Source organism: Romboutsia sp. 1001713B170207_170306_H8, from assembly GCF_015550495.1.
In the GTDB taxonomy this organism is placed as follows: domain Bacteria; phylum Bacillota; class Clostridia; order Peptostreptococcales; family Peptostreptococcaceae; genus Romboutsia_E.
Map to the genome: position 1 here is coordinate 897,175 of NZ_JADNAX010000001.1, position 14,960 is coordinate 912,134.

At 28.2% G+C, this 14,960-nt stretch carries 15 protein-coding genes; 13 read left to right on the forward strand and 2 right to left on the reverse strand.

The window, feature by feature from the left end; translation table 11 throughout:
* Nucleotides 1-155 precede the first annotated feature (155 nt).
* The 6 genes from I2A66_RS04290 to I2A66_RS04315 all read left to right on the forward strand — a co-directional run bounded on the left by I2A66_RS04290 (nucleotide 156) and on the right by I2A66_RS04315 (nucleotide 6,484).
* Complete coding sequence (locus I2A66_RS04290; protein ID WP_122640534.1) at nucleotides 156-1,463, forward strand: amidohydrolase; 1,308 nt, start codon at nucleotides 156-158, stop codon at nucleotides 1,461-1,463.
* 2 nt (nucleotides 1,464-1,465) lie between these two features.
* A complete protein-coding gene (locus I2A66_RS04295; RefSeq protein WP_122640533.1) occupies nucleotides 1,466-2,578 on the forward strand; it encodes a BMP family ABC transporter substrate-binding protein in 1,113 nt (370 codons plus the stop codon).
* Between the two features lie 26 nt (nucleotides 2,579-2,604).
* Nucleotides 2,605-4,158, forward strand: a complete 1,554-nt coding sequence (locus tag I2A66_RS04300) for an ABC transporter ATP-binding protein (protein WP_122640532.1) — start codon at nucleotides 2,605-2,607, stop codon at nucleotides 4,156-4,158.
* Nucleotides 4,151-5,239: an ABC transporter permease gene (locus I2A66_RS04305; RefSeq protein ID WP_122640531.1), complete on the forward strand. Its 1,089-nt coding sequence runs from the start codon at nucleotides 4,151-4,153 to the stop codon at nucleotides 5,237-5,239. Before I2A66_RS04300 ends, I2A66_RS04305 begins: the two co-directional genes overlap by 8 nt.
* Nucleotides 5,239-6,156, forward strand: a complete 918-nt coding sequence (locus tag I2A66_RS04310) for an ABC transporter permease (RefSeq protein WP_122640530.1) — start codon at nucleotides 5,239-5,241, stop codon at nucleotides 6,154-6,156. The genes I2A66_RS04305 and I2A66_RS04310 overlap by 1 nt, the downstream gene beginning before the upstream one ends.
* A gap of 118 nt (nucleotides 6,157-6,274) precedes the next feature.
* Nucleotides 6,275-6,484, forward strand: coding sequence for a cold-shock protein (locus I2A66_RS04315; RefSeq protein WP_122640529.1), 210 nt, complete (start codon nucleotides 6,275-6,277; stop codon nucleotides 6,482-6,484).
* Between the two features lie 76 nt (nucleotides 6,485-6,560).
* On the opposite strand, the gene I2A66_RS04320 is transcribed toward I2A66_RS04315, so the two are convergent.
* Nucleotides 6,561-7,499, reverse strand: a complete 939-nt coding sequence (locus I2A66_RS04320; RefSeq protein ID WP_195251024.1) for an alpha/beta hydrolase — start codon at nucleotides 7,497-7,499, stop codon at nucleotides 6,561-6,563.
* 176 nt (nucleotides 7,500-7,675) lie between these two features.
* Between I2A66_RS04320 and I2A66_RS04325 the strand changes: the two genes are divergently transcribed.
* Nucleotides 7,676-8,167: a hypothetical protein gene (locus I2A66_RS04325; RefSeq protein WP_122640527.1), complete on the forward strand. Its 492-nt coding sequence runs from the start codon at nucleotides 7,676-7,678 to the stop codon at nucleotides 8,165-8,167.
* A gap of 63 nt (nucleotides 8,168-8,230) precedes the next feature.
* Here I2A66_RS04325 and I2A66_RS04330 read toward each other — a convergent pair whose 3' ends face one another.
* Nucleotides 8,231-9,442: a pyridoxal phosphate-dependent aminotransferase gene (locus I2A66_RS04330; protein ID WP_147516534.1), complete on the reverse strand. Its 1,212-nt coding sequence runs from the start codon at nucleotides 9,440-9,442 to the stop codon at nucleotides 8,231-8,233.
* 346 nt (nucleotides 9,443-9,788) lie between these two features.
* Here I2A66_RS04330 and I2A66_RS04335 point away from each other — a divergent pair, with 346 nt between their 5' ends.
* The 6 genes from I2A66_RS04335 to I2A66_RS04355 all read left to right on the forward strand — a co-directional run bounded on the left by I2A66_RS04335 (nucleotide 9,789) and on the right by I2A66_RS04355 (nucleotide 14,949).
* A complete protein-coding gene (locus tag I2A66_RS04335) occupies nucleotides 9,789-10,694 on the forward strand; it encodes an ABC transporter substrate-binding protein (RefSeq protein WP_243238638.1) in 906 nt (301 codons plus the stop codon).
* Complete coding sequence (locus I2A66_RS04340) at nucleotides 10,684-11,694, forward strand: FecCD family ABC transporter permease (protein WP_122640525.1); 1,011 nt, start codon at nucleotides 10,684-10,686, stop codon at nucleotides 11,692-11,694. Before I2A66_RS04335 ends, I2A66_RS04340 begins: the two co-directional genes overlap by 11 nt.
* An 11-nt stretch (nucleotides 11,695-11,705) precedes the next feature.
* Nucleotides 11,706-12,470, forward strand: coding sequence for an ABC transporter ATP-binding protein (locus tag I2A66_RS04345; protein WP_195251026.1), 765 nt, complete (start codon nucleotides 11,706-11,708; stop codon nucleotides 12,468-12,470).
* A gap of 190 nt (nucleotides 12,471-12,660) precedes the next feature.
* Entirely contained in the window at nucleotides 12,661-12,795 is a 135-nt protein-coding gene (locus I2A66_RS17390; protein ID WP_279265908.1) for a hypothetical protein, read from the forward strand.
* Between the two features lie 187 nt (nucleotides 12,796-12,982).
* The gene (locus I2A66_RS04350; protein ID WP_195251029.1) at nucleotides 12,983-14,248 is read left to right on the forward strand and encodes a 4Fe-4S dicluster domain-containing protein; all 1,266 of its coding nucleotides are present in this window, start codon (nucleotides 12,983-12,985) and stop codon (nucleotides 14,246-14,248) included.
* Between the two features lie 62 nt (nucleotides 14,249-14,310).
* A complete protein-coding gene (locus I2A66_RS04355; protein ID WP_207734718.1) occupies nucleotides 14,311-14,949 on the forward strand; it encodes a lactate utilization protein in 639 nt (212 codons plus the stop codon).
* The last annotated feature ends 11 nt before the right edge of the window (nucleotides 14,950-14,960 follow it).

Sequence of the window (14,960 nt, forward strand, 5' to 3'; positions counted from 1 at the left end):
ATAATGAACGTTCGTTAAATGCGCGAAAATATACAAAAATATACAAAATTCATCAAAAAAATAGTTATTATGTATTGAAAAAAAATAAAATATCTATATAATAAAGACGTAAAATAAAATGAATATTGATAATAATATTCGGAACGAGGTAAGTTATGGATAATTTAGATTTTAATTCATTAAAACAAGAAATGATTAATTTAAGTGAAGATATATTTAAAAATCCAGAGCTTGGATTTAAAGAGTTTGAAACTAATAAAAAAATATGCGAAAAATTAGATAAATATAATATAAGTTACGAAAATGATATTGCAATAACAGGAATAAGAGCAACAATAGAGTCTAAAAAGGAAGGTCCTCATATAGCGCTTTTATGTGAACTAGACTCAGTACCTAGTACAGAGCATCAGTTCTTAGGAAAAAAAGATAATTGTGCTCATTCTTGTGGTCATTATGCACAAGTTGGAATGATGCTAGGAACATTTATAGCTTTAAAAGAATCTAATATCATTGAAGAGCTTGGTGGAAAAATATCATTTATAGCAACTCCAGCAGAGGAATATTGTGATTTTGATTATAGAGAAAATCTAGTAAAAGAAAATAAACTTTCATATATATCTGGAAAGCAAGAAATGATTAAGCTTAGTGCATTTGATGATATAGACTTAGTTTTATCAGCACATGCAATGCCACCAGGAACTCAACATTTGGCAGAAGTAAACTCAAGTTTAAATGGATTCTTAGGTAAGAAAATCATATTTAGAGGTGTATCTGCACATGCAGGACTTAATCCTTGTGATGGTGTAAATGCTTTAAATGCAGCAAATATAGCTTTAAATGCAATAGCATACTTAAGGGAAACATTTAAAGAAGAAGATGCAATAAGAGTTCATTACGTTATAAGTGATGGAGGCACAAGTGTTAACAGTGTCCCTGATAAAGTAACAATTGATATGTACATAAGAGCTAAAACTTTAGATGCAATAATGGATGTTAACACAAAAGTAGATAGAGCATTTAGAGGTGGAGCTTTAGCACTTGGTGCAGACCTTGAAATTATAAATACAGGTGGATATTTACCTTTAACACAAGATGAACACCTTACAAAGGCAGTAAAAGATAATATGCTTAAATTTATGGACGAAGATAAAATATTATCAAATTGTCATTCATTTGCAAGTGGAGATATAGGAGATTTATCATATTTAATTCCAACTGTTCAAATAGGTGTATCAGGGTTTTCAGGAAGAGTTCATGGTAATGACTTTAAGACTGAAAATACACATATAGCATATGAATTACCAATTGATTATTTTACAGAGACGGTAAAAGATTTATTAAAAGATAATGGGAAACGTACAAAAGAGATATTATCAAATTATAAGCAAAAGCTTACATTTGATCAATATATAAAGTTATTAAACGACACAAATAAAACTAATAGGTATAATGCGGAGGTTTAAAAATGTTTAAGAAAAAAATATTATCAACACTTTTAGCTGTAGGGCTTAGTGCGACTTTCTTAGTTGGATGTGGTTCAGATGAAGCAGGTTCAGCATCAAATGGAGATAAAGTTAATGTTAAGTTATTGGTAACAGGTGCTTTAGGAGATAAAGCGTTCAATGACTCAGCAAATGCAGGTATGGAAAAAATAAAAGAGCAATTTGGAGATAAGGTTAATGTAGATGTTGTAGAAATGGGATTTGATCAAACTAAATTTGAACCATCATTAATAGATGCATCAGAATCAGATGCTGATGTTATAATAACTGGTGGTTGGGATATGAAAGAGCATGTTGAAAATACAGCAGAAAATTACAAAGATAAAAAATACATAGTTTACGATACAGATGTTAATTATGATGAGTATGATTTAGATAATGTTTATTCAATGACATATAAGCAAAATGAAGCTGGATTCTTAGCAGGTGCATTAGCTGCTTTAGTTACAACTAGTGATATGGAACTTGCTAATGAAGAAAAAGTTATAGGATTCGTTGGAGCAAGAGATACATCAGCTGTTATAAATGACTCTTTAGTAGGATATATAGAAGGAGCTAAATTTATAGATAAAGATGTTAAAGTTGAAGTAGCATATATAGGTTCATTTACAGATACTGCAAAAGCTAAAGAAATAACATTAGCTCAATATTCAAACGGAGCAGATATAGTATTCACAGCAGCTGGACCAGCTTCAGCAGGATCAGTAGAAGCTGCTAAAGATGCTAAGAAATATATAATAGGTGTAGATAGTGACCAAGCTTTAGCTTATGAAGGAAAAGAAGAACAAAAATATATAATATCTTCAGCACTAAAAAATATAGATAAATCTTTAGTTGATACTATGAATGAGTACTTAAATGATTCATTAGAATTTAATACTCATAGCGTATTAGGGATAAAAGAAGATACAGTTGGACTTGCTGAAAATGACATATACACTTCAACAGTAAGTGAAGATATAAGAACTAAAGTAAGTGAAATTACAACTCAATTAAAAGAAGATAAAGTTAAAGTTAGCACTGCTTTAGGAATGGAAGAATCAAAGTTAAAAGAAATGATAAAAAACGCTAAGTAATTAATTTAGAATCGGGGGTGTGTTAAATGAACAAAGAAATATTAAAGGTAAGTAATTTAACAAAAGTCTACCCTGGTGGTGTAGTTGCAAACTACAATGTAAATATTGCTATAAATGAAGGAGAAGTTCATGCACTTATAGGTGAAAATGGTGCGGGAAAATCTACTTTAATGAAAATGCTATTTGGAATGATACCACAAACTAGTGGTGATATATATGTAAATGGAGAGAAAGTTAAATTCTCTTCATCTAAACAGGCTTTGGAAAAAGGTATAGGAATGGTGCATCAGCATTTTATGCTGGTGCCTTCTTTGACTGTAGCAGAAAATTTAATATTAGGTCATGAAACAACAAAATCAGGATTTATAAATATTGAAGAAGCTATAACACAAACAGAAGAAATTTCTAAAAAATATAATTTAAAAGTTGATGCAAGAGCTAAAGTTAAAGACATTTCAATAGCAATGAAACAAAAACTAGAAATATTAAAGGCTTTATATAGAGGAGCTAAAATATTAATACTAGATGAACCAACAGCAGTGCTTACACCACAGGAGATAGAAGAATTATTTAAACAATTAAAATTATTAAAAGAGCAGGGATATACAATTATATTTATATCTCATAAGCTTCATGAGATAAAAGAGCTTTGTGATAGATTAACAGTTTTAAGAGATGGTCAAACAATGGGGACTTACTCAGTTAGTGAACTATCAGAACAGGAAATATCAAGACTTATGGTTGGTCGTGATGTAGACTTAAATATAGAAAAGACTCAAAGAGACTTTAAGGATGTAGTCTTAAGTGTTGATAATTTAACTGTTAAAAACTCATTTAAAAATGTAGTAGTAAATGATATAAGTTTTACAGTTCGTGAAGGTCAAATACTAGGTGTGGCAGGTATAGAAGGTAATGGTCAGTCAGAACTTGTAAATGCAATAATAGGAACTACTCCAATAGTAAATGGTAAAATTGCTTTAAGAAAACAAGATATAACTAAAGAGTCTATATTAAAAAGACAAGAACTTGGTATATCCCATGTTTCTGAAGATAGACTTCACTTTGGTAGTGCACCAAATCTTTCAATTGAAGATAATGCGATATCTAAGATATATTCTTCAAAAGAATTAAATAACAAAGGATTATTAAATTTATCAAAGATAAAAGAATTTACAAGTAATTTAGTAAAAGAATTTATAGTAAAGCATGATAATATAAAGCAGGCTATAAAGGATTTATCTGGTGGTAATATACAAAAGGTTATAGTTGGACGTGAATTTTTATATGATCCAAATCTTTTAATAGTAAATCAACCAACTCGTGGAATAGACGTTGGGGCAATAGAATTTATTAGACACAAAATACTTGATATGAGAGAAGCTAAAAAAGCTATACTGTTAATATCATCAGACTTAGGAGAAGTTTTATCTTTAAGTGATAGCATAATAGTTATGCATGAAGGTAAGATAGTAGCATATATAGATGATGCTAAAAATGTTACTGAAGAAGAATTAGGTCTTTACATGTTAGGTGTTAAGCGTGATAGTGATGAGATAATCGGAGGTGCTTATTATGCGTAAAGACAACAAATTTAATGTTTTAAAATACTTTGATTTATTAAGACTACTAGTTGCAGTAGGGATTGCACTTTTAATAACAACTGGAATAATTTTCTTGTGTAGTGAAAATCCAACTAAAGCTTTATCCACATTACTTACAGGTCCAATAAGTTCAAAAAGATATTTATTTAATGTGCTTGAAATGATGGTACCGCTTATGTTTACTGGTTTATCATTAAGTTTAGTTTTCAAATCAGGAAACTTCTCAATGATAACAGATGCTTCATTTTATATAGGAGCTGTAATAGCATCTTTTATTGCTATAATGATACCTTTACCAAGTGGGATTCATCCAATGGTTTCTATATTAATAGCAGGATTTATTGGTGGAATTATAGGTAGCATACCTGCATGGTGTAAGGTTAAATATAAAGCTAATGAACTTGTTACATCTTTAATGCTTAACTATGTATTTTTCTATACAGGACTTTATATAGTTAATAAGTTTTTAGCTGATAGACAAGCAAGTAACTTTGCTTCACTTAAGTTTTTAAAAACTGCTAGTTTATCTAATATTGTAGATGGAACTAGACTTCATACAGGGTTTATAATAGCGATAATTACATGTGTTTTATTGTATATATTCTTAACTCGTACTAAGTGGGGATATGAAATAAGATTAGTAGGTTCTAATCCCGAGTTTGCAAGATACTCAGGAATAAATACAAAAAAAGTTATACTGTATACTTCATTTATATCAGGATTTGTAGCAGCAATAGGTGGTGCTATAGAAAAATTAGGTATGTATAGACGATTTCAATGGGCATCAGCTCCAAGTTATGCTTGGGATGGAGTTATAATATCTATATTGTCATCTAATAACCCAATATTTGTACCAGTAGCTGCATTCTTCTTATCTTATATACGTGTTGGTGCGGATATAATGGCAAGACAGACAGATGTACAAAATGAAATAGTTTCACTTATACAAGGTATAATAATACTTTTAGTTACAGCTGAAAGATTCTTATTCTTCATAAAGCAAAGAAAAGAAAGTCAATTAGCCTTAGCAAACAATGAAAACAAAGGGGGCGATAAGTAATGGAAGCTCTATTTTCAATATTATTAAAAGAAGATTTTTGGTTTGCAGTTATAAGGTCGACTACTCCAATACTTTTAACAACATTAGGTGCAATGATAGCAGCTCGTGCTGGTGCTAGAAATATAGCACTTGAAGGTACAATGTTAACAGCAGCATTTGTAGGAGTTGCGGCAAGTCACTTTACACAAAGTGCTTTCATAGGGCTATTATTTTCGATACTTTCAGGTGTAATACTTAGTAATATAATTGCTTACTTTGCACTTAAATTAAAATCTAACATAATTATATCTGGTATATCACTTAATTTAATGGCATCAGGTATGACAGTGTTTGGATTATATTTATTAACAGGAGATAAAGGAGCATCTACTTCTTTAAATTCTTTAGCACTTCCTAATATTAATATACCAATTATAGAAAATATGCCTGTAATTGGAAAAATAATATCAGGTCATAATATATTAACTTACGTAGCTTTAATATTAGTAATGCTTGTATATATAATGTTTAAATATACACAATTAGGGCTTAGAATAAAAGCTGTAGGAGAAAGTCCAGAAGCAGCTGAATCAGTAGGAATTAGCGTAAATAGAGTTAAATATATAGCACTTACTATGAGTGGAGTATTATCTGCACTTGGTGGAGCATTCTTATCAATGGGATATGTTACATTATTCTCGGCTGGTATGACATCGGGAAGAGGATATATAGCACTTGCTACTCAGTCTATGGCAGGAGCTAATCCAGTAGTAGGACTTTTAACTTCTAGTTTATTTGGATTTACAGAAAGTATGAGTAACTACTTACAAGGAATAAACCTTCCTGTAGAGTTTATACAAATGCTTCCATATTTAGCAATAGTTATTATATATGTAGTTTACTGTGCTAATAAAAATAAACAAGACAATAAAGCCTAAATAATATAAAAATACTAAATATTAATTATATAATTAATATTTAGTATTTTTTTGTCTAAAGAATAAAAAAATAATATAAACAAATAATATATATATTATTTAATTAAGGAGAAATTTAATGGCAAATTATACAGGTGTTGTAAAATGGTTTAATAATGAAAAAGGTTATGGATTTATAACAAGTAATAGTGGAGATGATGTTTTCGTACACTTTTCTAACATAAAAGAAGAAGGGCATAATAAAGATTTACATGAAGGTGAAGAAGTTAACTTCGATATAGTTCAAGCTGATAGAGGTCCTTCAGCTATAAATGTTCAAAAACGATAGTATTAAAAATAATAGTTGTACAATTGGTTGCAGGATGAAAATAATAAAGACATGGGAATTTTTACCCATGCCTTTATTATTTTACATATTTATTTAAAAAATTACTTACTGTATTCCAATATAATTTAGGATTAACTAAATCAGCATTAGCGTGCTCAGCACCTGTGATAGTAAGTTTTTCTTTTTCTGAGCTTGTAGCATTATATAACTCATCCATCATATAGTAAGGTACGAAAGTATCTTTATTTCCATGAATATATAATATAGGAGTATTAGATTTTTTCACTTGGTCAATAGCTGAAGCTTCTTTTAATGAATATCTAGCCTTAATTTGAGTAACAATATTAGATAAATTCATTACAGGGAATGATTTTAAATTAAATAATGACCTTAATTGATAAGAGAATTCATCCCATACTGAAGTATAGCCACAATCAGCAACAATAGCCTTAACATTAGATGGTAACCTTTCTCCAGAAACCATTAAGACAGTAGAAGCTCCCATAGATGTACCATGAAGTATTATTTCACTATCGTTATTATTATTTATTATGTAATTTATCCAATCTATTATATCTAATCTATCATGCCATCCCATACCTATATAGTTTCCTTCACTCTCTCCATGAGCTCTAAGATCTGGAACTAAAATATTATATCCCATTTCATATAAATATTTAGCTTTAGCGCTAACAAGCTTACCCTCAGATGTATATCCATGTATAACTATGGCCCACTTATTGCTTTTATTTTCATTTATTACTTGGTATGCATGCAATTTTAAATTATCATAAGATAAAATATATTTATCTTCATAGTTTGAATTTTTCAGTAACCAATCCACATCTTCTTGTACTTCTAATCCTTCATCTTCATCATCTCCAAATATCATATTCTTTGAAGTATTAGGGTCTAATGCTAAATTATAAAAATAATTACCTACATAAGAGCCAATTCCAATTGTTGCAAGTAAAATTAATATTAGTATAATTATAATTATTTTTTTCTTCTTCATACTCAATCTCCTTAAACTTAACATAGATATATATTATCATAAAATCAAATAGTTTAACATAGTTAAATTTTGATAATCATAATATTTTAAAGTGAAAACTAAATTAAGTTTTATATTAAGTTTTTGATATATTTGATATAATGTATTTATAAAATATTTTAGGAAGTAGGAAATAAATGAAAGAAATAATAAAATCAATAAATGTAGATTTAAATAAATGCAATGATGCTATAAATACAAATAGTTTAATGGAAATTGCGATAGCTATAGAAGAAATGATAGATAAGTACAGGTATGAAATTAAGGATTTAACTGAATTAGAAAAAAGAAATGTTTGGTCTTATAATAAAAAAGATTTAGAAAAAGTAATTGACTATATAAAAGGGTATGAAGTAAAGTTAAGAAATCAGTATAATCAAACTATCATAAATGAATCTTTTCATAATTCCATAGAAAATATAGAAAGTAGCAATAATTTATCTTGTGAAAGAAAAAAAGAACTTATAGATATTATAAATAAAATAAAAAATATATCTAATGAAGATTGTAATAAGGATGTAAAATGGAGTAAACTAAGGGATTATATAAACTTTATTAGTAATGAAAGCTTTGAAGTTGGATTTGAAATATTAAATCTTTTATACAAAATATGTACATATAGTTTATAAAAAATTATAAAACAAAAACTATAGAGTGTATTAATATAAATAATACACTCTATAGTTTTAATTTTAACTATTTAAATTAACTTTAGGAGTTAAATTATATAATAAAGCTAATTTATCAAATGCATGAAGAGAATTTTTTATGGTATCATAAGATACACAATATGAAATTCTAAAATGACCAGGGCATCCAAATGATGAACCTGGGACTAATAATAAATTAAATTTCTTAGCATCTTCACAGAACTTTTTGTCATCTTCAATAGGAGTTCTTGGAAATAAATAGAATGTGCCGTGAGGTTTGACACAAGTAAATCCTAAGTTGACTAAATGATTATATAATAAATCAAAATTTTTCTTATAAATATCAATATTAACCTCAGAATCTAAACACTTAGCAACAACTCTTTGGAATAAAGAAGGTGCATTTACAAATCCTAAAATTCTATTTGCAATATTTAAAGAATCTATAATTTTACCGAATTCATCCATATTATTATTAATAACTACATACCCAATACGTTCTCCAGGAAGAGATAATGACTTGCTATAGGAGTAAGCTATAAATGTATTTTTATAATATTTAAGTAAGCAAGGTACCTTAGCATTATCGTACACGATTTCTCTGTAAGGCTCATCTGAAATTAAGTATATGCTAGTATTAAATTTTTTTTGCTTATTTTTTAGTAAACTACCTAGGTTAGTTAAAAATTCATTTGAATAAATAATTCCAGTTGGATTATTTGGAGTATTTATTATTATGGCTTTAGTTTTATTTGTAATAGCTTTTTCTAGAGCGTCTAAGTTTGGCTCAAAGTTATTTATGTCTGTAGGAACTACAATTAATTTTCCGTCAAAGTTATTGACATAGTTTTTATATTCTCCAAAAAATGGAGCAAAAGTTATAACTTCATCATTTGGATTTAGCAATGTTTTTAAAATTATATTAAGTCCTCCTGCAGCTCCACAAGTCATAACTATATTTTTATAACTAAGATTTAAATCTTCTTTTTTACTTAAGAATAAAGCAATTTCAGCTCGTACATCTTCATACCCTGAATTATTCATATATCCATGAATTAAATTTGGAGACTGAGAATTTAATATTTCATTAATAGCTATTTTTATACTTTCTGGAGGATCTACATTAGGATTACCAATACTAAAGTCATAAACATTTTCTTCACCGTAAATTTTGGATAATTTTTTTCCTTCTTCAAACATTGATCTTATTATAGAGTTGCCTTGAAGAAGGTTTTCCATTTTACTTGATATCATTTTGACAACACCCCTTATATATTATTAAATATATTTTATCATAATTCATATATGATTTATTTGAAAAATTTGTATATTTTAAATATTACATACAATTGATAATTGTAAAAAATATAATTAGATAATGAATTAGTTTTAAACTTCCTTAATTATGTAAAAATATGTATAATTATGAAGTTACAAAAAGTAATAAATTTAAGTTTTAAAGCTAAAATGTCCAAATTATGACACAATTCAAGTGATTAATTGTGATACTATAGTGTTAGAACTATTAAATATAGTAGTAAATATAGTAAAGAACATACTTAAATTTTAGAATTAAACTTGTAAATATGGGAGGTATAAAATGAAAAAATTATTACTACTACTAACAACATTATCAATGTTTATATTCTCAGGATGCAGTAGCGAAAGTGATAGAACTGTAACTGATAGAGAGGGTACTGAGGTAAGCATACCTAAAAAAATAGAGAAAGTAATATCAACGGCACCATCTAATACAGAGGTAATAATGGGACTTGGCTTAGGTGATAAATTAGTGGCAATTGATACATACTCAACAGATATAGAAGGTATAAATCAAGAATTACCACAAATAGATTTTTCAAATCCAGATGCTGAAACTATAATTAGTTTAGATCCAGATGTAGTGATTGCATCAGGACATAATAAAACCGGATCTACAGAAGATCCATTTAAGGCAATTAGCGAAGCTGGAATTCCAGTTGTCTACATACCAAGTAGTGAAAGTATTGAAGGTGTTTATGAAGATATAAACTTTATAGCAGATGTACTAAATGAAAAGGAAAAAGGACAAGAAATAGTTAATGGTATGAAAGAAAAAGTAGATGAAATAAAAGCTATAGGTGACAAAATAGAAGATAAGAAAACAGTTTATTTTGAAATATCACCAGCTCCAAGTTTATTTAGTTTTGGAAAAGATACATTTTTAAATGAAATGATAGAAATTGTAGGAGCAAAAAATATATTTGCAGATGAAGAGGGATGGGTATCTCCAACTGAAGAATCTGTAATAGATGCTAATCCAGATGTAATAATAACTAATGCATCTTATATGGAAAATCCAACTGAAGAAATAAAGTCTCGTGAAGCTTGGGATGTAATAAATGCTGTAAAAGATAATGCAGTTCATTTAGTAGATAAAAATGCTTCATCACGTCCATCACAAAATGCAACGAAAGCTTTAGAAGAAATAGCAAAAGCTGTATATCCAGAATACTATGGACAATAAAAAGAAATTAATAATAAGCATATTAATAGCATTTTTAATTATAGGTATTGGAACTTCTGTGGGAAGTTCCAATATTAATTTACTAGAAACTATATCAATATTAATGAATAAATGCTTTAATTTTGCTATTAAAGATGGTATAGACCCTAAAAATATAGGGATAGTATGGAAATTAAGATTACCGAGAGTTTTATTGGCATTTTTAGTTGGAGGATGTTTAGCGACTAGTGGTGCAGTAGTTCAATCTATTTTAAAAAATCAATTAGCATCACCATATACATTAGGAGTATCTTCTGGTGCATCATTAGGAGCAGGTCTTATAATAGTTACAGGAATAGCTGTTCCTGTAATAGGGAACTTTACACTTCCTTTAGTTGGTTTTTTATTTGGTTTAGCTACTGTATTTATAGTTATAACTTTTTCAGTAAAAATAGATAGAACTATGTCAAATAATACCATAATCTTATCGGGTATGGTTTTATCTTTATTTGTAAATGCATTATTAACAACTTTAACAGCATTATTTTCAGAAGATATGAAAAGTATATCACTTTGGCAAATGGGTAGTTTTGCTATGAAGGGATGGAGTTATGTAAGGCTTCTAATTCCATTTGTAATAGTAGGTATGATTGGTATAATTAAATTTACAAAAGAGATGGATATTATAACTTTTGGAGAAGAACAAGCAAAAGCAATGGGAGTAGAAACATCAAAAGTAAAGCGTAAACTCTTTATTTATTCTGCAGTGCTTACAGGAGGTGCAATATCATTAAGTGGCACAATTGGATTTATAGATTTAATTGCACCACATGTTGTAAGAAAGGTATTTGGTTCAAATCATAAGTATGTTATACCGATGTCATTTTTATACGGAGGTTGTTTTATGGTTATAGCAGATATTGTAGCAAGAACTGTTATAGTACCATCAGAACTTCCTGTAGGAGCAGTAACAGCTCTAATTGGAGCTCCATTTTTTGCATATGTATATTTTAAGAAATAAAGGTGATAGTTATGTTAAAAATTAAAAATCTTTATAGTGGTTACAATGATGTAGATGTAATAAAGGATATAACTATAGATGTAAATAAAGGAGAAAGTGTATTTATCATAGGTCCAAATGGTTGTGGAAAGAGTACTTTTTTAAAGTCTATAGCTAATATTATAGAATATCGTGGAAGTATACAAATTGAAAATAAAGAAATATCATCTTTTAAAAGAAAAGATTTAGCTAAAAAAGTTGGGCTAATGAGTCAAATTTCAGAAATATATTTTCCTTATACAATTTATGATACGGTGTCACTTGGAAGGTATCCTTATACTAAGGGGATGTTTGATAAACTATCTAAGGATGATCATAAAATAATTATGGACAGTATTGAAAAGGTTGGTCTAACAGAATATAAAGATAAAATGATAACTGAATTGTCTGGAGGACAACTTCAAAGAGTTTTTTTAGCAAAACTACTTGCTCAGAACCCAGATATAATACTTCTTGACGAGCCAACTAATCATCTTGATTTTAAATATCAAATTGAGTTACTAGAATATGTTAAGAAGTGGTCAATGTCGAATAATAAAATTGTAATAGGAGTGTTACATGATTTAAATTTAGTACATAACTTTGCAGACTCGGTAATTTTATTAAATCAAGGAAGAGTTATATCATCTGGAAAGCCAGTCGAGGTTTTAAATAATGATATAATAAAAGATGTATATGATATAGATATAAAAGGCTTTATGCTAGATACATTAGAGAAGTGGAAAGATTGTATATAGACTAGAATTAATTGATTACTTCTAATCTAATAAGAAGTTAAAACTTATAAGTACTTATAAGTTATAACTTCTTATTTTTTATAAAATATATGTTATATTATAATTAATTTTAAAATTTCTATTGACTATATACCGTATATTGTATACAATATACTTGTAAGAAAAAAGGAACAAATGGAGATGATTAAAAATGAAAAAAATAGAAAGAATAATAACTACTATAAAAGGTATATCAAAATACATGTTAGTAAATGAAAGAATAAATAGTCAAAGATGTGTAGCTCAAAATATAGATACAACAAAGACTATAATAGAACATAACTAAGCTTATTCCTGATGATTTATATATATATATTCCTAAAAAGCTGAACTTGAAAAAGTTCAGCTTTTTTATTTTATAATATAAATTAATTATAAAATTTAAATTTTAGTTACATAATGTGAAGTGAGGTTAGAGGTTATGCTAGAATATGTAATATATATAATATAAATAAAATAAAAAGGGTGATTATATGTCGCATATAAATGCAAAAGAGGCTTATAAAAGTTTGGAAGAGAGATTAAATAGATTTCCTCAAGGTGCACCGCCATCAAAAACATTATACAAAATACTAGAAATGCTATTTACAGAAAAAGAAGCTGCTTTGGTTGCTCAATTACCTATAAAAGCTTTTAGAGTGAAAACTGCAGCTAAAATTTGGAGTGTAAGTGAAAGTGAAGCATTAAAAATATTAGATACGTTAGCTAGTAGAGCAATACTGTTAGATATTGAAGATGGAAAGGGTAAAAAATATATACTACCACCTCCTATGGCTGGGTTTATCGAATTCGCTTTAATGAGAACTAGAGATGATATTGATCAAAAACTTTTAGCAGAACTTTATTATCAGTATTTGAATGTAGAAGAAGATTTTATAAAGGAGTTATTTTACTCATCAGATACAAAGTTAGGGAGGATTTATGTTCAAGAAGAAGTTCTAACTAATGATAATGAAGTGACTATACTTGATTATGAAAGAGCAACTCATATAATAGAAGAAGCAAGTCATATAGCGGTAGGAATGTGCTATTGTAGACATAAGATGCATCATATGGGTAAAGCTTGTGAAGCACCTATGGATATATGTATGACATTCGGTAATACTGCAAATTCATTGATAAAAAATAATTATGCAAGAAGGGTTGATGCATCAGAATGTAAAGAGTTACTACATCAAGCATATGAACATAATTTAGTTCAATGTGGTGAAAATGTAAGAAAGGGAGTAACGTTTATATGCAACTGCTGTGGATGTTGTTGTGAAGCTATGTTAGCAGCGAGGAAGTTTGGTAATTTACACCCAGTAGCAACAAGTAGTTTTATACCAAAGATAAATTATGATAATTGTGTTAACTGTGGAAAGTGTGTTAAAGCATGTCCTATTGGAGCAATTGATAAGATAAAAGAAAATGATAAAACTATAGTTAAAATAGATGAAGATAGATGTTTAGGTTGTGGAGTATGTGTTAGAAATTGCTATAAAAAAAGCATAACTTTATTAAAAAGAAAAGAAAAAATTATAACGCCAGCTAATTCGGTACATAGAGTTGTTTTAATGGCTATAGAAAAAGGTCAATTACAAGAATTAATATTTGATAATAAAGCTTTATCTAGTCATAGAGCAATGGCAGCAATACTTTCTTCAATATTAAAATTACCTACAGCAAAGAGAGTTCTTGCTAATGAGCAATTAAAGTCTGTTTATTTAGATAAACTATTAAGTATGAATCAAAAGTAAATGTTAAAAATATGCAAATATGATACTATAATATAGTAGATATAAATAATGGAGGAGATATAATGGAGAGTATTAAATGGGTAAATCAAAAAAAAATAGAAAGAACTATTAAGGCTTTAGAGAAAAATAATATGAGTGGATATTTTGCTAAAGATGAAAAAGAACTTTTTAATATAATAGAAGGTCTATTAAAAGAAGGAGACTTAGTAGCTTGTGGGGGCTCTATGAGCTTATTTAATACGAAGATAATAGATTATTTAAAAAATGGAAAATACAACTTCTTAGATAGACATAATTCTAATCTTAAGCCAGAAGATGTTAAAGAAATATATAGAAAATCATTTTTTGCAGATGCATACTTTGCAAGTACTAATGCCATAACTGAAAATGGGGAATTATATAATGTAGATGGAAATGGAAATAGAGTAGCTGCAATGCTTTATGGTCCAGATAAAGTGATTTTAATAGTTGGAGTAAACAAAATAGTTAAAGATGTACAAGAGGCTATAAATAGAAATAAATATGTCTGTGCACCAGCTAATGCAAAAAGGTTAGGGACTAGAACACCTTGCCAAGCAACAGGTGTATGTATGGATTGTTCAAGTCCAGAAAGAATATGTTGTGAATATACTTTAATAAAAAAACAAAGAACGGCAGGAAGGATGCATGTAATTTTCATAAATGAAAACATTGGATATTAACATGAGATAAG